Here is a 20,829-nt window from a genome sequence, read left to right on the forward strand (position 1 = left end):
GCCAGAACGACTGTGACGCACCACCCGCACCGATCATGCGACACCACGACCTACTGGTGTAGTACCGTTGTCGGCGGAGCGTTTCCCCGGTCGACCTGCCCGGTCACGCGGTGTGCGTCGCGTCTTCGCACCACCCGCCCGGCGCTAGGATCGATGGGAGAAGCAAACCGGCGAACGCCGCTCGTTCGGCAACCATGCGGGCGAGCCTTGCGGCCCACAGCGTCGAACTCCGCGCATGCGTGGGTCCGGTCGCGTCTCGGAGAGCCATTCCGGCCCTCCCCGCGACCCCCATAGCCCGGCCGCAGCACAGCACGCGGCACGGCTGCCCCGGCAGCGTGCCGATCACACGAGGAGGAGTCAGTGGCCCGACGAGGCCAGCCCCAGACCAGGGCTCGCCGTGCCGCCCCGCACGACCGCAGGCGCGGCCGCCGCCGCGACGACGTCGAACAGGACGTCAACTCGGTGCTCGCCCGCGCCGTCCGGGAGGTCGAGGCGGCCATCCGGAACGGGCGGGTCACCCCCGCGACGCGCACGAAGTTCCACGCGGTCGCGCTGCTGCTGCGCGACGAGCGCGCCCGGGTCCGGGCGGAGGAGAACGGCCGCGACGCGCACCAGGCCGAGCAGCTCAAGCGCCTCGACGGGATCGCGACGATCCTCGCCACGAGCGCGGTGCGGGACACCGAGCTGATGGCGCTCCTCGCCGAGGACGCCGTCGTCTCGGACGAGGCCCGCTCGCTCAAGCGGGACATGATGAGGACCGCGGGCATCGAGCCGGGCGCCGCCGATCTCCCACCGGTGCAGGCCCCCGACGCGGCCGCGGAGCACCGGGTGGTGCCACGGTCGGTCGTCTCGCGGCAGCTCGCCAACCCCTTCCTCGCCCCGGACGCCTCCGCCGTCCGGCCGAACGCACCCCGCCCGACCCGGCTGGCCACCTGGGAGCTGATCGGCCCGCTGCTCAGCTCGTTCGAGCGCGCCGGGAGCGGCGCCGCGGCGTGCATGGACCTCCCCGCGCCCACGTCGCGGTACACGCCGCGCGGCATGGAGCTGATGCCGCACCAGGCCCGGATGGTCGCCGCGGCCGCAGCCGGCCACCGCACGTTCCTGCTCGCCGACGAGCCGGGGCTCGGCAAGACCGCCCAGGCGCTGCTCGCCGCGGAGGCGGCGGGCGCCTACCCGCTGCTCGTCGTCGTGCCGAACGTCGTCAAGACGAACTGGGCGCGTGAGGCCCGGATGTGGACCCCCCACCGCTCGGCCACCGTGATCCACGGCAACGGCGACTCGATCGACGGGTTCGCCGACATCGTCGTCGTCAACTACGAGGTGCTCGACCGCCACGTGGGCTGGCTCGGCGACTTCGGCCTGCGCGGCATGGTCGTCGACGAGGCACACTTCATCAAGAACAAGTCCTCCCAGCGCTCGCGCAACGTCCTCGCGCTCTCCGAGCAGATCCGGTCCTTCACCGCCCGCCCGCTGCTGATGGCCCTCACCGGCACCCCGCTGATCAACGACATCGACGACTTCCGGGCCATCTGGCAGTTCCTCGGCTGGATCGACGAGCGCAAGCCGCGCGCCGAGCTGATGAACGCGCTCGACGAGACCGGCCTGACCCCGGCCGACCCGGGGTTCTACGCCGCGGCGCGGCAACGCGTCGTCGATCTCGGCATCGTCCGCCGGCGCAAGGTCGACGTGGCGGCCGACATCCCCGCACGTCGCATCGCCGACCTCCCCGTCGAGCTGGACGGACCGGAGGGCCGGTCGATCCGGGCGGCCGAACGCGAGCTCGCGCGCCGGATGGTCGCGCGCTACGAGGACGCGCTGGCCGCACGCCGGTCGGGCGCCGTCGTCGAGGGCATCGACCACGACCTCGTCCGGCAGGTCGCCCGGTGGGAGCAGAAGGACGCGGCCGAGGCGAAGGCCGGCGACAACGTCTTCACCATGATGCGGCGCATCGGCCAGGCGAAGGCCGGCCTCGCCGCCGACTACGCGATCCAGGTGGCGCGCAGCGCGGGCAAGGTCGTCTTCTTCGCCAAGCACATCGACGTCATGGACGCCGCCGAGGAGACGTTCACCCAGCAGGGGGTCCGCTTCTCCTCGATCCGCGGCGACCAGACGTCCACCGTGCGGCAGCGCAACATCGACGCCTTCACGAACGACCCGGACGTGGCCGTCGCCGTCTGCTCCCTGACCGCCGCCGGCGTGGGCCTCAACCTCCAGGTCGCCTCCGACCTGGTGCTCGCCGAGCTCTCCTGGACCGCGGCGGAGCAGACCCAGGCGATCGACCGCAGCCACCGCATCGGCCAGACGCAGCCCGTCACCGCGTGGCGCATCATCGCCGCGCAGACGATCGACGCCCGGGTCGCCGAGCTGATCGACAGCAAGGCCGGCCTCGCCGCCCAGGCGCTCGACGGCTCGGACGAGGAGACCGGTACGTCGGCCGACGTGCAGCACGAGGCGCTCGTCGCGCTGCTGACCGACGCGCTGTCGGCCGCGCCGGCGCACGTGGGGAGCTGATCGGCAGGGCGCCGCTCACCGTCGGGTGAGGCGGTCGCGGGCCCGGCTGAAGCAGGCGGCGTGCAGGAACACGAGGGACCCCTGGGCGCCGGGCCACTTCCGGGTTGCGACGACCCCGCCGCAGATGACGTCCGCCACCGGGTAGAAGCACTCCTCGCACAGCTGCGGGACCGGGAACGGCAGGTGCTCGTGCTGCATGACGACCTCCCACGTCGCCGGCCGGTACTAGCGCAAAGGTGAGGTACCCCTTCGCCGTCCTTCCACACCCGATGGGCCGTTCGGGCCAACTCGGAGGGCTGACGGAGCTTGTCCGGCCTCCCCGGGCCGGTAGCGTTGTGGTAGTGACCGTCGAGACCGGGCGTGCACGCTCCGGCACTCGTCCCGGCGTTCCGCTGGTGAAGACGGCCGTTCCGCGGCTGTCTCGGCACTACGTGCCGCGGGCCCGGCTGCTGCTCGCCCTGGACGCGGCCGTCGACGGGCAGGTCACCCTGCTCAGCGCACCGGCCGGGTACGGCAAGACCCTGTTGCTCTCCGAGTGGGTGGGCCGCAGCCCGGAGCTGACGGCGTGGGTGTCCCTCGACGACGACGACACCGACGACCGCCGGTTCTGGTCCGCGCTGCTCGCGGGCCTGGGCTCGTGCCCGGCGGTCCCGGCCGACAACGCCCTGCACCGGCTCGGCGTCCCGCCGCGCCCCAGCCGCAACCCGGAGTTCGTGGCGGCGGTGGTGGACGCGGTCGCGGCCGTGCCGGGGCCCGTCCGGCTGGTCCTCGACGACGTGCACGAGCTCACCGCCTCCGACCCGCTGCACGGGCTGGCCGCGCTGGTGCGGGACCGCCCGCCGGGGCTGCACCTCGTCCTGTCCGGGCGCACCGATCCCCCGCTGCCGTTGCCCCGGATGCGGCTGGCGGGACAGCTGTGCGAGATCCGGGCCGACGTCCTGCGCTTCTCCGTGCCCGAGACCGCCGAGATGCTGGGCGCGGCCGATATCCCCGCCCGTCCCGACCAGGTGCGCCTCCTGGTGGAGCAGACCGAGGGCTGGCCCGCCGGCCTGCGGCTGGCGGCGCTGTCGCTGCGCGAGGCGGAGGACGCGGACCAGTTCCTGACCGATCTGGTCGGCAACGGGCGGGCGATCTCGGACTACCTGGTCGGGGAGATCCTCAGCCGGCTCCCCGCGGACACCCAGGAACTGCTGGGCGCGGTGAGCATCTGCGGTCAGCTCTCCGCACCGCTGGCCGGCGCGCTGTCGGCCCGGACGGACGCCGGCGAGGTGCTCGACGCCCTCGAGCGGGAGACGGGGCTCGTGCTCAGCGTCGGGGTGGGCCGCACCTGGTACCGGGTGCATCCGTTGCTGCGGTCGCACCTGCGGGCCGACCTGCAGCGGCGGCGCCCGGACCTGGTGGTGCACCTGCACAGCCGGGCGGCCGACTGGTTCGATGCCGCCGGGCAGCCGGGCGCCGCCCTCACCTACGCCCGCCGGGGCGGAGCCCCGGACCGCGTCCTGCGGCTGCTGCGCCGGCACGCGACCACGCTCGTCGCCGACGGCGAGCACGATGCGGTCCGTGCGGCACTGGAGTGGCTGGGCGCTCCGTTCCGCGGGGACCCCTGGCTCGCCCTGGTGGCGGCCCTCGTCGCGACGGAGAGCGGCGCCTGCGCCGAGGCCGACGACGACATCGCCCGGGCCGCCGCGGCGTGGCCGTCCGACCCGGCACCGGACCTGGTGGCGCTGCGTGGGCTCGTCCGGTCGCGACGGGCGATCGTCACGGGCGGCGCGGACGGCACGGCGGCCGCGATCGTGCCCGGCGCGGCGGAGGAGCTGGGACTCGCGCCGATGGCGATGCTGCACATCGCCATCGACCGGCTCCGGGCGGGGCGCCGGGACGAGGCCCGCGACATCGTGGAGTCCGCGCTGGGGCAGGCCCGCCAGCAGCACCACGGCTACCTCGCCGCGCTCGGGCTCGCCCTGCTCGCGGTGATCGCCGGGGGCGAGGGCGACTACCGTCGGATGGCGGCACTGGCCGAGGCCGCCGACGCGGAGCCGGACAACCCGGCGTGGCAGGCCACCGTCGGTGCGCTCTGGTCGTCGACGATGCGGGCGTACGGGGCGCTGCTGCGCGCCGAACCCGAGCGCTGTCTGCTACTTGTGGCGGACGATCCCGATGCGGAGGGTCCCCCGGCCCAGGTCTCCGACGAGCTGCTCGTGCTGCGCACGGCCTTGCACGGGGCCGCGCTGTTGGACGTCGGCCGCAGCGGCGAGGGTACGGACCGGCTCGGCGAGGCACATCTGCTCGCCGCGAGCCGGGCGGGTTCGGCGGAGGTCACCGCGACCGTCGCCGTGCTCACCCACGGCGCGGCCACGCTCCTTGGCCGGGCTGACCTGGCACGCGCCGTGCTGAGCCGGGCCGAAGCCGACCTCGGCGGGGCCGGCGAGGTCCTGCTCCTGCGTGCCCGGCAGCGCGCCGCGCTCGGACGCCACCGGGCCGCGAGCGACACGCTGATCCCCCTCCTGGACGGCTCGGTGCCGGTGGTGCTGTCCTGGGCGCTGGTCGAGGCCCGGGTGCTGGAGTGCCAGCTCGCGCTGCGCCTCGACCGCCGCCCACAGGCCCGCCGCGAGCTCGAGCACGCGTTGGCGTTGTGCGCCGCGATGGACGTCCTGCGCCCGCTGGCGTCGGGCCCCCCGGAGGTCGTCGACCTGTTGACGCGGCACATGGGGAGTTTCGGCGGCCGGGAGCCGGTCGCGTCGCGGGTACTCGCGGCGCGGCGGGTGCTCGGTGCGCCGCCGATCTCGCTCACGGAGCGGGAACGCGCGGTGCTGAGCATGCTGCCGACGCAGCGTTCCTTCGAGGAGATCGCCGTCGACCTCACCGTCTCGCCCAGCACGGTGAAGACCCACGTCCGAGCGATCTACAGCAAGCTCGGCGTCAGCTCCCGGCGCGACGCCGTTGCCAGCGCGCACCAGCACGGCATCCTCGCGACGAACCCGCCCTGATCCGGCCCGCCTCACTCCTGGACCTGGTGGACGGACACGACCCGCAACCCGAGGTCCCGGATCAGGGCGAGCACGCCGTGCATCTGGGACTCGTCCTCCACCTCGCCGCAGATGATCGTCTCGGCTGGGACGTCGACGACGGTCATGTCGGGAAAGGCGCCGCGGGTCCGCTCGGACAGCAACCCGGCCACCCGGAACTCGTAGCGTCGCCTCGGCACGCCGCCACTCCCTCCCGCGGCTGATCCCGGGCATCGCCGGGTAGGACGCCCGCCTGCGGAGCCGCAGCCGCCGCATCCTCGTCCGGCCCCGCCGCGCCCGGCGTCGTCCGGACGGGATGAGGTGACGTGCCGATACCCGGTGACCCCGTCCATTGCGGGGGAGGCCGTCGACGGGCGGGCGGCGGGAGGGTCGGGCCCGGGCACCGCGGGAGGAGACGCATCCATGGCACTCGGATCTACTGACCCGCCCCGGGAGCGCGCGCCGCGGCGGGTGTTCGGGTCGCGGCCGGAGGCGCTGCCACGGGGGTTCGTCCTGCTCGTCGGGGCGGCGGCCGCCACGATCGTGGCCGCGGGGGTGCACGCGGCCGCATGGCTGATCGGTCCCGCGTTCCTGGCGCTCGTCATCGTGATGGTCGTCAGCCCGGTGGACCGGTGGATGCGGGGCGTCGGGCTCCCCGGATGGCTGACGACGTCCGTGCTGGTGCTGCTCGTCTACGGGGTCGTCCTCGTGCTCGCCGGCGTGCTCCTCGTCTCGATGTCGCGGCTGGCGACGACCCTGCCGCAGTACACCTCGGCCGGCGACGCCCTCGTCGGAACGTTCACGCGGGCACTGGGCGATCTGGGTGTGGGCCCGGGCGAGCTGAGGGCGGCGGCCGGCTCGCTGGAACTCGGCAAGGTGGTCGCGCTCATCAGCGGGCTGCTGTCCGGGCTGGCCGGCCTGGCCACCAACTTCGTGTTCCTGCTGTCGCTCATGCTGTTCCTGAGCATCGAGTCCGTCGGCGCGGGCGCGCGGATGACGGCGATCGGCCGGGACCGGCCGCACGTCGCCGACGCCCTGGCCCACTTCGTATGGGGCACGCGGCGCTTCCTGGTCGTCACCACCCTGTTCGGCCTGGTGCTGGCGGTCCTCGACACCGTTGCGCTGATCCTGCTGGGAGTCCCGCTCGCCGTGTTGTGGGGTCTGCTGGCGTTCATCACCAATTACATCCCCTACGTCGGGTTCTGGATCGGTGTGCTGCCCCCGGCGATCCTCGCGCTGCTGGGCGGCGGCTGGCAGCTGATGCTGGTCGTCGTCGCCCTCTACATAGTGCTGAACTTCGTGATCACCTCCCTCGTCCAGCCGCACTTCATCGGCGACGCGGTGGGCCTGTCGGTCACCGTGACCTTCCTCGGGCTGGTCTTCTGGGGTTGGCTGCTCGGGCCGGTCGGCGCCGTGCTCGCGGTGCCGCTGACCCTCCTGGCGAAGGCGCTGCTGGTCGACACCGACCCGCGCGCCGGCTGGGCGAGCGCGCTTCTCACCTCGGCGGCTGGGGTGCGGGCCGGGAACGAACCGGCGGGCGCGGATCTCCCCCGCGGCGGATGAGGCCCGCCGGACGCGCACCTGGCACCGTCCCGCCCGTGACCGGGGGCGACCGCGCCGTCCGCGAGCCGTCGCTGACCGACGCGCTCGTCCCGCTGGTCGCACTGGTGGTGCTGATCGGCGGGTCGCTCCTGCTGTTCGGCCTGGACGCGCTCGACGGCCCGATCCAGGTCGCGCTGGTGTTGTGCGCGATGGTCGCCGCCCTGGTCGTGCTGAAGAACGGCCACCGGTGGGAGGACGTCCAGGCCGCCGGTCAGCGGGCCGTCTCCTCGGTCACGAGCGCGGTGTTCATCCTGCTCGCGGTCGGAGCCCTGATCGGCACGTGGAACATGTCCGGCACGATCCCGACGCTGGTCTACTACGGGCTCCAGGTGCTCTCGCCCGCCTGGTACTACCCGGCGAGCGCGCTGATCTGCGGGATCGTCGCGATGTCGATCGGCAGCTCGTGGACCACCGCGGGCACGATCGGTGTGGGTCTCGTCGGCATCGCCGCGATGCTCGGCATCCCTCCGGGCATCACCGCGGGTGCGGTGATCTCGGGCGCCTACCTCGGCGACAAGCTCTCCCCGCTCTCGGAGACCACCGTCCTCACAGCGCAGCTGGTCGAGGTCGACGTCTACGAGCACATCAAGCGCCAGGCCTGGACGTCGATCCCGGCGTTCGTGATCGGGTTCGTGCTGTTCGGGCTGATCGGACTGTTCTGGGGACCCGCGGCCACGGATGCCGGCGACACCGGCAGCGAGCTGAACGCCCTCGGCGACATCTACTGGATCACCCCGCTGAACCTGCTGCCGCTCCTGCTGCTGGTCGTGCTCTCGGTCCGCAAGACGCCGGCCTCGCTCGCGCTGATGGCGGCGTCGCTCTTCGCGGGGATCCTGGGCGTGTTCACCCAGTACCCGGTGGTGCGCGACTTCGTCGCCGATCCCGGTCTCGACCCGGTACGCGCCGGGATCAAGGCCGTGTGGCAGGCGATGGCGACCGGCTTCGCGATGGACTCCGGCATCGGCGACATCGACCGGCTGCTGTCCCGCGGCGGGATGGACAGCATGCTGCTCACCCTGTGGCTGATCATCGGCGCCGTCACGTTCGGCACCCTGCTCGAGGAGTTCGGCCTGATCGCCCGGCTGATCGACCCGATGATCCGGGCGGCCAAGGGCACCGGGCGGCTGTTCCTCACCGTGTTCGCCACCGCCTTCGGGCTCAACATCGTGGCGGGCGACCAGTACATCGCGCTCGTCCTGCCGGCGAAGGTCTACCGCGCCGAGTTCGCCAGACGTGGCCTCGCCCCGACGAACCTGTCCCGGCTGGCCGCCGACAGCGGCACGGTCACCTCCCCGCTGGTGCCGTGGAACTCCTGCGGCGCGTTCATGGGTGCGGTGCTGGGCGTGCCGACGCTGGTCTACCTGCCCTTCTGCTTCTTCAACATCGCCAGCCCGCTGCTGAGCGTGATCTACGGGTTCACCGGATTCAAGGTCGAGAAGGTGGAGCCGACCGACACCGAACCGGCCGAGATGTGAACGGGGGCTCCAGGATGACCACAACCGATGTCAAGGCGCCGCAGAAGTTACCGCTGATGACCCTGACGGCCATGGTCGTCGGGTCGATGGTCGGCGCGGGTGTCTTCTCGCTCCCCCGCAACTTCGCCCAGGCCACCGGGGTGTTCGGCGCGATCATCGCCTGGGTGATCGCCGGCGTCGGCATGCTGATGCTCGCGTTCGTGTTCCAGACCCTCGCGGTACGCAAACCGGGGCTCGACGCCGGCGTCTACGCGTACGCCAAGGCCGGGTTCGGCGAGTTCCCCGGCTTCTTCTCCGCGTTCGGGTACTGGGCCAGCGCCTGCGTCGGCAACGTCACCTACTGGGTGCTGATCAAGTCGACCCTCGGCGTGGTGATCCCGGGATTCGGCGAGGGCAACACCCTGCTGGCGGTGGCGGTGTCCGCGGTCGGGGTGTGGGCCTTCCACTACATGATCACCCGCGGGGTCAAGGAAGCGGCCGCGATCAACCGGATCGTGACGATCGCGAAACTCGTGCCCATCCTCGTGTTCGTCGTGATCCTCGCCGTCACCCTGCGCGCGGACGTGTTCTCCGCAAACCTGTGGGGCGGCGAGGACCGGTCGTTCACCGCGCTCGTCGAGCAGGTCCGGGCCACGATGCTGCTGACGGTGTTCGTGTTCCTCGGCGTCGAGGGCGCGAGCGTCTACTCCCGCTACGCCCAGAAGCGTTCCGACGTCGGGCGGGCCACCGTGCTCGGGTTCCTGTCCGTGCTGGCGCTGTTCGCCTCGGTGACGCTGCTGTCCTACGGCGCGCTGCCCCGGGCGGAGATGGGCGAGCTGCGCCAGCCGTCGATGATGGGCGTCCTGGCCTCGGTGGTGGGGCCGTGGGGCGCCGTCTTCATCGGCCTCGGGCTGATCGTCTCGGTGCTCGGGGCCTACCTGGCCTGGACGCTGATGGCCGCCGAGGTGCTGTTCGTCGCCGCCAAGGACGACGACATGCCGCGCTTCCTGCGCCGCGAGAACACCCACGGCGTACCGGTCGCCGCGCTCGTGATGACCAGCGTGCTCATCACCGCCGTCCTGCTGGTCACGCTGTTCTCCGACGACGCGTTCACGTTCACGCTCAAGCTCTGCAGCTCGCTGTCGCTGATCCCTTACCTGCTGGCCGCCGGATACGCACTGAAGATCGGCGTGCGCGGCGAGACCTACGAGGAGGCCTCGCGCGGCCGCGGCAAGGAAGTGACGTTCGCGGTGCTCGCGACCGTCTACACCGCGTTCCTGATCTTGGCGGCCGGCCTGGAGTTCCTGCTGCTGTCGTTCATCATCTACGCCCCCGGAACGATCTTGTTCATCATGTCGCGCCGCGAGCAGAACCGGCGGGTGTTCTCCCCGCCCGAGCTGCTCCTGTTCGTCCTGTCCATCGTCCTGGCAATCCTCGGCATCGTCGGCCTCGCCACCGGTCTGATCACCATCTAGGAGGAGGAGACAGTCATGACCACCACGACTCCGCGCCCGTCCGCGGCGTACGGCGTGCACTCCGAGGTCGGGTCGTTGCGGAAGGTGCTCGTCTGCGCGCCGGGGCTCGCCCACACCCGGCTGACCCCGACGAACTGCGACTCCCTCCTGTTCGACGACGTGATGTGGGTGCAGAACGCCCGCCGCGACCACTTCGACTTCATGGCCAAGCTGCGCGATCGTGGCGTCGAGGTCGTCGAGCTGCACAACCTGCTCGCCGAGATCATGGCGATCCCCGAGGCGAAGACCTGGCTGCTCGACCGCAAGATCGTGGCGAACGAGGTCGGGCTCGGCCTCGTCGCGGACACCCGCTCGTTCCTGGACGGCCTCGACCCCCGCGCGCTGGCCGAGTACCTGCTCGGGGGGTTGTCCACGGTCGACCTCCCCGACGACTTCCGCTCCGGCTACCTCGCGCTCGCCCGCGAGTCGACCGGCATCCCCGAGTACCTGATGCCGCCCCTGCCCAACACGCTGTACACCCGCGACACCACCTGCTGGCTCTACGGTGGCCTGACGCTCAACCCGCTGTACTGGCCCGCGCGGCACGACGAGACGCTGCTGATGAAGGCCATCTACGAGTTCCACCCCGACTTCGTCGGCTCGACCGTCTGGTGGGGCGATCCGGAACAGGAGTGGGGCCTGGCCACCCTCGAGGGCGGCGACGTGATGCCCGTCGGCAACGGGGTCGTGCTGGTCGGGATGAGCGAACGCTCCTCGCGCCAGGCGATCTCCCAGCTCGCGGCATCGCTGTTCGACCGCGCCGCCGCCGAGCGCGTCATCGTCGCCGGGATGCCGAAGCTGCGCGCGGCCATGCACCTGGACACCGTCCTCACCTTCGCCGACCGCGACTGCATCACCGTGTTCCCGAACATCGTCGACGGCATCCACACCATCTCGTTGCGACCGGGCGACACCGGCCCCGACGTCACCGAGGAGAAGCACTCCTTCGTCGACGTCGTCGCCGAGGCGCTCAACCTGTCCTCGCTGCGCATCGTCGAGACCGGCGGCGACGCCTACGCCGCCGAGCGCGCCCAGTGGGACAGCGGCAACAACCTGGTCGCCGTCGAACCGGGGGTGGTGGTCGCCTACGACCGCAACACCCACACCAACTCGCAGCTGCGGAAGGCCGGCGTCGAGGTCATCACCATCGTCGGCGCCGAGCTCGGCCGGGGACGCGGCGGCGGGCACTGCATGACGTGCCCGCTGATCCGCGACGCGATCGACTTCTGACCCGCCGGGCCGCTCCCGAGGCCTCATCCCCTCCGGGGGAGGTCCCGGTGCGCCGGCGGCCCCACCATCCCCCACCGCGGCCGCGCCATCCGCGGCCGCTTAGCCGGAGGTGAGCGATGTCGACCTTGAGTGTGTGGCGTTTCGACGATCCGGACGGCGCCGAGCGCACCGTCAGCACGCTGAAAGGCCTCGCGACGCAGAAGCTGGTCACCATCCACGACGCGGCAACCGTGTCCTGGCCCGCCGGCGCGAAGAAGCCCAAGACCCGCCAGCTGCACGACCTGGCCGGCGCGAGTGCGCTCGGCGGCGCCTTCTGGGGCATGCTGTTCGGCCTGCTGTTCCTGGTACCGCTGCTCGGCGCCGCGATCGGCGCCGCAGCCGACGCGCTGGTCGGCAAGTTCTCCGACATCGGCATCGACGACGGGTTCATCAAACGCACCCGCGACGAGATCACCCCCGGAACCTCAGCCCTGTTCGTCCTCACCACCGACGCCGTCCTCGACCGGATCCAGGAGGCCTTCGCGGACCAGCGCGCGGAGCTGCTGTTCACCAACCTGTCCAAGGAGCAGGAGGACCTCCTCCGCGAGGCGTTCGCCTAGTGTCGCGAACCTTCACCGGGTAGCCGGTCGTCCCGATGCTGATGGAATGGATCGCGACGGACCGTGCCGCCGCGATGATCGCGTTCGCCTCGGAGCACGCCCGCGATCTGGACCCGCAGGTTCGACGCCGGTCAGTGGAGTGACGACCAGTACTGCACGGCGCGCGTGTGGTCGACGTCGCCCAGGTGCTCGAGGGCCTCGTGCAGCGCGGCGTGCACCCGCTCACCGGCACCCGCGGCCGTCGCGGTCTCCCGCAGCAGGTCCACCGCGATCCCCACGTCCTTCGTCATGAGCGGCAGCGAGAACCCGGACGCGTACCGGCCCCCGACGACGTGCTCGCCCAGCACCTCGCTGCTCACGAAGCTGCGGCCGGTCGAGGTGTTGAGCACCTCGACGAGCGTGGCCGGGTCCAGCCCGAACCGTTCCGCCGCGACGAGGGCCTCCCCGCAGGCCACGAACGTGGATGCCGCGACGAAGTTGTTGAGCGCCTTCACGGCGTGTCCGGTGCCGAGGCCGCCGGTGCGGTGGGTGCGGGCGCTCATCGCGTCGACGACCGGCTGTGCCCGCTCGGCCGCGGCCGGGTCGTCGGCCCCCATCATGATCGACAGGCTGCCGGCGATCGCCCCGGGCACACCGCCGGACACCGGTGCGTCGACGAGCGCCACGCCGTGCTCGGCCAGCCGGGCACCCAAGGCGACCGTGTCGTGGGGCATCGACGAGCTCATGTCGACGACGACCGCGCCCGCGGGGAGGTGCTGCGGCACCCCGCCCTCCCATTCCAGCAGGGCCTTCGCGACGATCGCGGACGTCGGGAGCATCGTCACGACCACACCGCACCCGGCCAGGTCCGCGGGCGAGCGCGCGATCCGGCCGCCGGTGTCGGCCGCCACCCGCTCCCCCACCTCGACCGACTCGTCCCTTAACACGAGCCCGAACCCGGCGGCGGCGACGTTGCGCGCCATCGGGGCGCCCATCCGGCCGAGCCCGATGAAGCCGATCTCTCCGCTCATGCCTGCCCTCCCACCGTCGTCCGCTCCTGCACCGCGGCCCGCGCGGCCCGGATCCCGTCCACCGCGGCCGGGATGCCGCAGTAGACCGATGCGTGCAGCATGAGCTCCCGCAGCTCGTCGGACGACACGCCGTTCGACAGCGCTCCCCGCAGGTGGATGCCGACCTCGTGCGCCCGGTTCGTGGCCACCAGCATCGCGAGGGTCACCAGGCTGCGGGTCCTGCGGTCCAGCCCCGGACGCTGCCAGATGTCGCCGAAGACGTGCCGGGTGACGAGCTCCTGCAGCTTGTCGTCCCACTCGTCGGTCGAACCGACCTGCTCGTCGGCCCCGGCGGGACCGAACATGTCGCGGCGCAGCTCCAGGCCGAGGTCGTACTGCTCGTCGTGGATCATCGAGGGGTGGCTCCTTCCGGGTTCGTGGGCACAGGGGTGTCGAAGCTGGACGGGATGCGCCGCAGGGCCAGGATCGCGGCACAGGAGATTGCCGCGAAGCCGATCATGAAAACGCTCACCGAGTAGACGGTTCCCGTCCAGCCCTGCAGCGCCGTGGCGACGAGCGGCGCGATGCCGCCGGACAACGCCGCGCCGAGGGCGTAGGACAGGGAGGCGCCACTGGTGCGCACCTCGGCGGGGAAGAGTTCGGCGAACAGGGCCGCCTGCGGCCCGTACGTCGCGGCGAGGCCAAGGGTGAGTACCACGACTGCGACGACCACGAGCACGGGTTCCCCGGTCTGCATCAGGGCGAAGAACGGGAAGGCCCAGACGGCGATGAACCCGTAGCCGAGCAGGTAGACCGCGTGCCGGCCGATCCGGTCGGACCACGCGGCGAACGCGATCATGGACACGAACCACGAGACGCAGCCGGCGAGCAGCACCGCGAGCATGAACCCGCGCGAGAACCCCAGCGTGCCGGTGCCGTAGGAGGGCAGGTAGGCGAGGAACAGGTAGCCGACGGCGTTGTTGCCCACGAACGACGCGATCGCCAGGGCGACCCGGCCTGGGTACCGGCGCAGGACCTCGACCACCGGCAGCCGGGACGTGCGGTCGGCGGCGCGCACTGCGCGGAACGACGGGCTCTCCTCGACTGCCCGGCGGATCAGGAACCCGATGACGACCATGACCACGCTCAGCAGGAACGGGACCCGCCAGCCCCAGCTCTCGAACGCGTCCTGCGGCATGACCGCGACCAGCACCAGGATCACCGAGTTGGCGAGGAACATCCCGGTCGGGGTGCCGAGCTGCACGAAGTTGCCGAACACCCCCCGCCGGCCGGGGGGAGCGTGCTCCACGGCCATCAGCGCGGCGCCACCCCACTCACCCCCGGCGGACAGGCCTTGCAGCAGCCGGAGCGCGACGAGCAGGACGGGCGCCCACACGCCGATCTGCGCGTAGGTCGGCAGGAGGCCGATCAGGGTCGTGGCCGCGCCCATCATGGTCAGCGTGAGGACCATGACCTGTTTGCGGCCGACCCGGTCGCCGAGGTGGCCCGCGAGGATACCGCCGACGGGGCGGGCGACGAACCCGATGGCGAAGGTCCCGAACGCCGCCAGCGTGGCGGTGAACGGATCCATCTCGCTGAAGAACAGGCGCCCGATCACGAGCGCCGACGCCACGCTGTAGACGTGGTAGTCGTACCACTCGATGCTCGTGCCGACCGCGCTCGCGAGCGCGACCTTGCGGTACATGCCGGGGCTCGGCGCCGGATCGGCCGGCGCGCCGGTGTGACTGGCCATCCTTCTCCCTTGAAAGAGAACCATCCTGCGACGCCCCGACGGTAGGAGCCGCCACGGCCGCGGGCTTGGCCGTGCGCGACGGGCACCGGTCGATCCGCGCCTCACGGTGCGCGGAGCCCCCGGCGCGGCACGCTCGGGATGCGACGATGCCCGGGACGACCCGCGAGAGGAGTGGACGGTGCAGGACGACCTCCGGGAGCTGCGGACCACCGTCGTCGCCGGCAACCTCGAGGAGTGGCGCGGCGCCGTGCACGCCGACCACCTGCCGGTCGTGGTCGACGTGCCGGGCGGCGGAGCGTTCTCGGGGACCCTCACGGCCCGCCGGTTCGACGGCCTCGTGGTGCGCGAGTTCGAGGCGCGACCGCACGTCGTCGCGCAGACCGCGCAGGTGGTGGCCGACGACGCCTGCTACAAGTTCGGGGTCCAGCTCGACGGCTACAGCCTGTTCTGCCAGGACGGCCGGGAGGCCGCGCTGACCCCGGGCGACCTGGCCTTCTGCGATGCGACCCGGCCGTACGAGCTCGTGTTCCGGGAGAGCTTCCGGATGCTCACCGTGATGTTCCCGAAGTCGTGGTTCTCGTTCGGGCCGGACACGATGGCCCACTTCACCGCCACCCGGTTCTCCGGGCGGCAGGGCGCGGGCCCGCTCGTCGCGAAGACGCTGTGGGACGTCGTGCACCACGCGGCGGAACCGCGTGGACAGCAGGCGCAGCGGGAGGTCGCCCGCACCGTGGTGGGGCTGCTGTCCGGCTACGTCGGCGCCCACTGCGCGGAGGAGATCGCGGCGCTGGCCGCGCCGGAGACCCTGTTCTCCCGGGCGACCGAGTTCATCGCCACGCACCTCGCCGACCCGCAGCTCACGCCGGCCGCGGTGGCGCGCTCCCAGCACGTCTCGCTGCGGCTCCTGCAGCGCGAGTTCGCGGCGCACGCGACGTCGGTCGCCGGCTGGATCCGCGAGCAACGACTCGAGCGCTGCCGCCGCGACCTCGAACGCTCCGACGCCCGTGTCCCGGTCGGCGCGGTCGGGGCGCGCTGGGGCCTCATCGACGCCGGGACGTTCTCCAAGGCCTTCAAGGCCGCCTACGGCACCAGCCCGCGGGAGTACCGCATCGTCCACCGGACGGCCGCACAGCACCCGGCGTGACGCCGGTCGGATCGCATCAGGCGAGCCGTTCGCCGGTGCCGGCGTCGAAGAGGTGCACCCGCGCCGGGGGCAGGTGGGCGCGGACCCGCGAGCCGACGGACGGCGGCCGTTCCCGACCGGGCAGCGCGGCCGTCCAGGCGCCGTGCGGGCCGGCGCAGGTGAGCAGGTGGCCGTCGCCGGTGAACTCGACCAGGTCCAGGAGCCCGTCCACGGCAACGCCCTCTCCCGGCGGGTCCCCACCGTCGACGGTGGCGTCGGCGGGGCGCCAGCCCAGCCGCACGCGGTTGCCCGGCGGCGGTATCGGCAGCCGGCCGCGCAGCCCCGGCCCGTGCAGCAGGCTGCCGGCGTCGTCGGCGGTCAGTTCCACGTCGTGCAGGTTCATGGCCGGGCTGCCCAGGAACGTGGCGACCCCGACGGTGCGCGGCCGGTCGTAGACCTCGCCGGGCGGACCGGCCTGGGCCACCGTCCCGGCGGCCAGCACCACCAGGTGCGACGCCATGGACAGCGCCTCGCCCTGGTCGTGGGTCACCAGCACCACCGTGGTGTCCAGCTCGCGGTGCAACCGGATCAGCTCGGCGCGGGCGTGGTGCCGCAGTTGGGCGTCCAGGCTGGACAGCGGCTCGTCCAGCAGCAGCACCGCCGGGCGCCGGACGAGGGCGCGGGCGATCGCGACCCGCTGGCGCTCGCCGCCGGAGAGCTGGGCCGGTCGCCGCCCGAGCAGCTCCTCGATGCGCAGCAGCGCTGCGATCTCCCGCACCCGGTGGGTGATCTCCTGCCGCGACGGGCCACCGCGGCGTTCGTGGCGCGCCTGCAACTCGAGACCGAACCCGATGTTCCCGGCTACCGTCATGTGCGGGTAGAGCGCGAAGTCCTGGAACACCATGGCCAGATCCCGCTCGCCGGGCGGCCGGGCGGTCGCATCGACGCCGCCGATGAGCACCCGTCCGCCGGTCGGCCGCTCCAGCCCGCTGATGACCCGCAGCGCGGTGGACTTGCCGCAGCCGGACGGGCCGACCACGACCGTGAACGAGCCCGGTGGGATCACCAGCGACGGCACGTCGAGGGCGAGGTGGTCGCCGTATCGCTTGGTCACGCCGTCGAGGCTGATCATGGTGTCACCGCAATCCGGACTGGAGGAACGCGTCGACGATGCGTCGCGACATGACGAGGTAGATCGCGGCGATGGGGGCGGTCGACAGCACCGCCGCGGCCAGGAGCGGGCCGGGGTTGGCGCCTTCGGTGTTCTGGAACAGCTGCAGGCCCACCTGGATCGTCGTCCGGTCGGCGGCCGGTGCGGCCAGCAACGGCCACAGGTACTCGTTCCAGGTGCTGATGAACACGAGGATGGCCACCGCGCCGAGGGCGGGGCGCAGCAGCGGCAGGACCACGAAGCGCAGTGCCTCCCACGGCGTCGCGCCGTCCAGGGCGGCCGCGGAGAGCAGGCTCGGTGGGATCGCCCGGATGTGCTGGCGCAGCAGGAGCACGGCCAACGCGCAGCCGGACAGCTGCGGCACGATCAGTCCCGGGAACGTGTTGCGCCATCCGAGCTCGGCGATCATCAGGAAGTGCGGGATCATCAGTGACTGGGCCGGGATCACCAGCGCACCGGTGAGCGCCGCCACGACCAGCCCGGTGAACCGGACCCGGAAGCGCACCAGCGCGTACCCCGCGAGCACGGCGACGGCGAGCTGCATCGCGGTCACGCCGGCGGCCATGACCAGGGTGTTGAGCAGCAGCCCCGTGATCGGGAAGTCGACCAGCGCAACCCGGTAGTTGTCGAGGCTGGGCGGCCAGAACAGGGGCGCGCCGGAGTAGATCCGGTTGGCCGGCTTGAACGAGCCGAGAAGCGCCCACAACAGCGGGAACGTCATGGCGAGCACGGTCAGCGCGAGCACCGCGTGCCGGCCCAGCCGGCGAGCGAGGGTCTCACCCGGCGGCATCGCGCCGCCCCCCGAGCGCGGCCCGGCCGGCGAGGACCAGGCCGAGCGCGGCGACGACCACCACCGCACCCGCGGAGGCGGTCCCGACGTCGAAGAACGCGAAGCCGTACGTGTAGAGCCGGTAGTAGACGTTGTCGGTCGCCCCGTCCGGCCCGCCCTGGGTCAGCACCGCGACGTTCGTGAAGACCCACTGGCCGGCCAGCACGACGCACAGCCCGCCGAGCAGCGCGACGGTCGGCCGCAGCTGCGGCAGGAGCACGAACCGCGTGACCTCCCACTCGGTGGCTCCGTCGATGCGAGCGGCCTCCACACCACGCCGGTCAAGGCCGGCCAGTGCGGCGCCGAAGAGCAGCGTGTTGAGCGAGACGACCTTGGCCGCGGTGACCAGCACGACGACGGGCAGGGCGGTGGCGGGATCGCCGAGCCAGTTCGGCTGCGGCAGCGCGAGCCCACCCAGGACGACGTTGGCGACCCCCTGCAGCGGGTTGAGGATGAACTGCCAGGCCACGGCCGTGGCGACCGGCGCCAGCATGATGGGCAGCACCAGCAGCGCGCGGTAGACCTCGCTGACGCGCCCGGGACGCTTCCACAGCGTGATCGCCAGGAGCATCGGCACGACCGTGGCGAACGGCAGCATGCCCGCGACGTACAGGCCGGTTCGGGCCGCGGCGGCCGGGAACTCCGGTTCGGTGACCAGCCGGGCGTAGTTGGCGGTGCCGGCGAAGCCGGGACCGGTCGCGACCAGGTCCCAGTCCAGCACGCTGAGCACGCCGGTGAACAGCAGCGGGCCGTAGACCCACACCGCCAGGCCGAACAGCAGCGGTGCCAGGTAGGGCCAGGAGCGGGGCCGGTGCCGCTCGGCGGCGACCCGCACGACCGCCGGCGCGGGCTCGACGACCGAGGTCATGCGTTCGCCAGGGTGCGGATCTTCGCGGCCACGTCGGCGAGGGTCGTCGCGGGGTCCGCACCGCGCAGCATGATCGGCTCGACCGCCTCGTCCTGCAGGACGACGACCGCCTCATTGGCCCGCCTGCCCGCGAACGAGGTGTACGGCGTCACAGTGGCGAGCTGCCCCAACGACGGCAGCATGCGCCCGTCGGCGGCGAAGTAGTCGGCGAGGTACCTCGGGTCGCCGACGATCGAGTCGCGCAACGGCAGGTAGCCGATCTTCTCGGTGATGATCGTGAAGCCCGCCTCGCTGGTGAGGAACTCGATCAACGTCCAGGCAGCGCGCCGGTGCGCCTCGTCCTTCGCGAGTACGGCGAGCCCGGCCCCCGAGTAGGTCGGTCGCGCAGGCTTGTCGCCGAACGCCGGGAAGCCGGCGGTACGCAGGTCGAACACGCCCTCTGCCGCGGACTCCAGGGACGCCAGCAGCGCGGTGCTGGTGACCAGCATGCCCACCTTGCCCGCCTTGAACGCCGCGATCCCGTCCTCGCTCCGGACCGCGGGCTGCGCGCCCGAAGCGGTGAGGTCCTGGAGCGCGGCGAGCGCCTCGACGGCGGCCGGCCGGTCGAGGGTGACCGCCCCGTCCGGCCCGACCAGCGCCCCGCCGTTGCCGGCGATCAGCGACTGGGTGAGGAAGTCGGACTTGCCGGAGTTGGCGGCATCGACGTAGACGCCCTCGGCGCCCGCCTCCTTGATCCGCAGCGCGGCCCGCTCGACCTCCGCCATGGTCGTCGGCGGGTGCTGCGGGTCCAACCCGGCCCTCGTGAAGAGCGTGGCGTTGATGTACATGATCGGGATGGACATGGTGTACGGCATCGCCTTCACCGTGCCGCCGTCGGCGACCGCCTTCATGATGCCCGGCGCCATCCCCGCGACGTGGGCGGCCCACTCCGCGCCGGCCACGTCCTGCACCGGCACGACGGGGAGGCTCGAGTACGCCTCGGCCATCTTGCTCCAGCCGATCTGGGCCACGTCCGGGACGTCCCCGGCCGCCGCGTCGGTGCGCAGCTTCGTGAGCACGTCCTTGGTGGCCACGCCGATCGGTCGCACCGTGATCTCCGGGTGCGCGGCGTGGAACGCGTCGAGCAGTTCCTGGGTGCCCTGCCCGCCGAGGTCCGGCGTTCCGTAGTTGTAGGACAGGAAGTCGATCGTGACCTGCCCGGGCCGGCCCGCACCGCCGTCCCCGCCGCACCCGCTCGCCACCCCCAGCAGCGTCGCGATCAGGGTGGCGGACAGGACGCGCCGCCGCAGTCCCGTGCTCACCGGGCGTCCGGGCGCACCGGGAAGCGCCGTCCGGGGGCCGCGATGTCGATCGGCCCGGAGTAGTGGCGCGCGGCGTCGGCCCGGCGCGCCTGCGTCCACGCCGGATCGGTCGAGGCGAAGTGGGTGAGCACGAGCCGGCCCACGCCGGCGCCGGCCGCGACCCGACCGGCGTCCGCGCCGCTCAGGTGCCCGTGCGGGCCGGGGTCGGTGTGTTCGAGCGATGCCTCGGCCAACAGCAGGTCCACCCCGCCGGCCAACTCGAGCAACGCGTCCGTCGCACCGGTGTCACCGGTGTACGCCAGCGACCCGCTCGGCGCGTCCAGCCGGATCCCGCAGTTGGGCACCGCGTGGCGGAGCGCGTACAGGTCGACCCGGCAGTCGCCGATCCGCGGGCCGCTGCCCGGCTCGTACTCGCGGACGTCGAAGGCGACCTCGAACGCCTTGTCGAGCAGCGGCATGCTGCGCACGGGGAAGAGTGCCGCGAGGTCGTCCAGCACCGCGCGGGCACCGGCCGGCACGTGCAGCGGCACCGGCGTCACACCGTCGCGAACGGCCGCCGGGAGGTCGCTCCCGTCCGGGTACGGCACGTGCGCGCCGAGCAGCGTCTTGCCGATCGGCAACAGGTCGTAGCAGTGGTCGAGGTGCAGGTGGCTGATGACGATCCCGTCCAGCGCCTGCGCACCGCCCGCCGCGCTCAACGCGGTGGCCACCCCCGGACCGCAGTCCAGCAGGAGGCGCGACGCCGCCGTCGTCACCAGATAGCCCGAGCTCGCCTGTCCGTCGGCGGGCATCCCGGCTCGGCATCCGAGCACTTCCAGTTCCACGTCCACTCCCGTTTCCGCAGGTGACGGCGGAAACGCTAGGAACGCACCCGATCATC

At 72.5% G+C, this 20,829-nt stretch carries 18 protein-coding genes; 8 read left to right on the forward strand and 10 right to left on the reverse strand.

The genetic code is table 11. From position 1 onward, the window contains the following. Positions 1 to 360: 360 nt before the first annotated feature. Positions 361 to 2,511, forward strand: coding sequence for a DEAD/DEAH box helicase (locus ACU436_RS04950; RefSeq protein WP_459022053.1), 2,151 nt, complete (start codon positions 361 to 363; stop codon positions 2,509 to 2,511). A 15-nt stretch (positions 2,512 to 2,526) separates the two neighbouring features. On the opposite strand, the gene ACU436_RS04955 is transcribed toward ACU436_RS04950, so the two are convergent. After that, positions 2,527 to 2,709, reverse strand: coding sequence for a hypothetical protein (locus tag ACU436_RS04955; RefSeq protein WP_459022054.1), 183 nt, complete (start codon positions 2,707 to 2,709; stop codon positions 2,527 to 2,529). A 143-nt stretch (positions 2,710 to 2,852) separates the two neighbouring features. On the opposite strand from ACU436_RS04955, the gene ACU436_RS04960 reads away from it, so the two are divergent. Beyond that, positions 2,853 to 5,498: a LuxR C-terminal-related transcriptional regulator gene (locus ACU436_RS04960; protein ID WP_459022056.1), complete on the forward strand. Its 2,646-nt coding sequence runs from the start codon at positions 2,853 to 2,855 to the stop codon at positions 5,496 to 5,498. An 11-nt stretch (positions 5,499 to 5,509) separates the two neighbouring features. Here ACU436_RS04960 and ACU436_RS04965 read toward each other — a convergent pair whose 3' ends face one another. Further along, entirely contained in the window at positions 5,510 to 5,716 is a 207-nt protein-coding gene (locus ACU436_RS04965; RefSeq protein WP_459022058.1) for a hypothetical protein, read from the reverse strand. A gap of 223 nt (positions 5,717 to 5,939) precedes the next feature. Here ACU436_RS04965 and ACU436_RS04970 point away from each other — a divergent pair, with 223 nt between their 5' ends. From ACU436_RS04970 to ACU436_RS04990, 5 genes are all read left to right on the forward strand, one after another. Further along, positions 5,940 to 7,079, forward strand: a complete 1,140-nt coding sequence (locus ACU436_RS04970) for an AI-2E family transporter (protein ID WP_459022060.1) — start codon at positions 5,940 to 5,942, stop codon at positions 7,077 to 7,079. A 35-nt stretch (positions 7,080 to 7,114) separates the two neighbouring features. After that, complete coding sequence (gene nhaC, locus ACU436_RS04975) at positions 7,115 to 8,593, forward strand: Na+/H+ antiporter NhaC (protein WP_459022062.1); 1,479 nt, start codon at positions 7,115 to 7,117, stop codon at positions 8,591 to 8,593. A 14-nt stretch (positions 8,594 to 8,607) separates the two neighbouring features. Next, positions 8,608 to 10,047: a basic amino acid/polyamine antiporter gene (locus ACU436_RS04980; protein ID WP_459022064.1), complete on the forward strand. Its 1,440-nt coding sequence runs from the start codon at positions 8,608 to 8,610 to the stop codon at positions 10,045 to 10,047. A 15-nt stretch (positions 10,048 to 10,062) separates the two neighbouring features. Then, on the forward strand, positions 10,063 to 11,316 hold the full coding sequence (locus tag ACU436_RS04985; RefSeq protein ID WP_459022066.1) for an arginine deiminase: 1,254 nt from the start codon (positions 10,063 to 10,065) through the stop codon (positions 11,314 to 11,316). A 116-nt stretch (positions 11,317 to 11,432) separates the two neighbouring features. Next, positions 11,433 to 11,915 (forward strand): DUF1269 domain-containing protein, encoded by a 483-nt coding sequence (locus ACU436_RS04990; RefSeq protein ID WP_459022068.1) that lies wholly within the window; start codon positions 11,433 to 11,435, stop codon positions 11,913 to 11,915. 131 nt (positions 11,916 to 12,046) lie between these two features. Here ACU436_RS04990 and ACU436_RS04995 read toward each other — a convergent pair whose 3' ends face one another. Genes ACU436_RS04995 through ACU436_RS05005 form a run of 3 tightly spaced genes read right to left on the reverse strand, consistent with a single transcriptional unit; the run spans position 12,047 to position 14,657 of the window. After that, positions 12,047 to 12,925 (reverse strand): NAD(P)-dependent oxidoreductase, encoded by an 879-nt coding sequence (locus ACU436_RS04995; RefSeq protein WP_459022070.1) that lies wholly within the window; start codon positions 12,923 to 12,925, stop codon positions 12,047 to 12,049. Then, positions 12,922 to 13,317, reverse strand: a complete 396-nt coding sequence (locus ACU436_RS05000; RefSeq protein ID WP_459022072.1) for a carboxymuconolactone decarboxylase family protein — start codon at positions 13,315 to 13,317, stop codon at positions 12,922 to 12,924. The genes ACU436_RS04995 and ACU436_RS05000 overlap by 4 nt, the downstream gene beginning before the upstream one ends. Further along, positions 13,314 to 14,657: an MFS transporter gene (locus ACU436_RS05005; protein ID WP_459022074.1), complete on the reverse strand. Its 1,344-nt coding sequence runs from the start codon at positions 14,655 to 14,657 to the stop codon at positions 13,314 to 13,316. The genes ACU436_RS05000 and ACU436_RS05005 overlap by 4 nt, the downstream gene beginning before the upstream one ends. Before the next feature lie 178 nt (positions 14,658 to 14,835). Between ACU436_RS05005 and ACU436_RS05010 the strand changes: the two genes are divergently transcribed. Next, positions 14,836 to 15,801 carry an AraC-like ligand-binding domain-containing protein gene (locus tag ACU436_RS05010; RefSeq protein WP_459022075.1) on the forward strand — a complete coding sequence of 322 codons (966 nt, stop codon included), beginning with the start codon at positions 14,836 to 14,838 and terminating at the stop codon, positions 15,799 to 15,801. A 16-nt stretch (positions 15,802 to 15,817) separates the two neighbouring features. Here ACU436_RS05010 and ACU436_RS05015 read toward each other — a convergent pair whose 3' ends face one another. From ACU436_RS05015 to ACU436_RS05035, 5 genes are read right to left on the reverse strand one after another with little or no spacing between them, the layout of a single operon-like run. Then, positions 15,818 to 16,894 (reverse strand): ABC transporter ATP-binding protein, encoded by a 1,077-nt coding sequence (locus ACU436_RS05015; RefSeq protein ID WP_459022077.1) that lies wholly within the window; start codon positions 16,892 to 16,894, stop codon positions 15,818 to 15,820. Between the two features lie 22 nt (positions 16,895 to 16,916). Continuing rightward, entirely contained in the window at positions 16,917 to 17,741 is an 825-nt protein-coding gene (locus ACU436_RS05020) for a carbohydrate ABC transporter permease (RefSeq protein ID WP_459022079.1), read from the reverse strand. Then, a complete protein-coding gene (locus ACU436_RS05025) occupies positions 17,728 to 18,648 on the reverse strand; it encodes a carbohydrate ABC transporter permease (protein ID WP_459022081.1) in 921 nt (306 codons plus the stop codon). The genes ACU436_RS05020 and ACU436_RS05025 overlap by 14 nt, the downstream gene beginning before the upstream one ends. Beyond that, positions 18,645 to 19,949, reverse strand: coding sequence for an ABC transporter substrate-binding protein (locus tag ACU436_RS05030; protein WP_459022083.1), 1,305 nt, complete (start codon positions 19,947 to 19,949; stop codon positions 18,645 to 18,647). The genes ACU436_RS05025 and ACU436_RS05030 overlap by 4 nt, the downstream gene beginning before the upstream one ends. Further along, a complete protein-coding gene (locus ACU436_RS05035; protein WP_459022085.1) occupies positions 19,946 to 20,740 on the reverse strand; it encodes an MBL fold metallo-hydrolase in 795 nt (264 codons plus the stop codon). Before ACU436_RS05035 ends, ACU436_RS05030 begins: the two co-directional genes overlap by 4 nt. Positions 20,741 to 20,829 lie beyond the last annotated feature (89 nt).

This window comes from Pseudonocardia wallangbongensis (assembly GCF_054486945.1).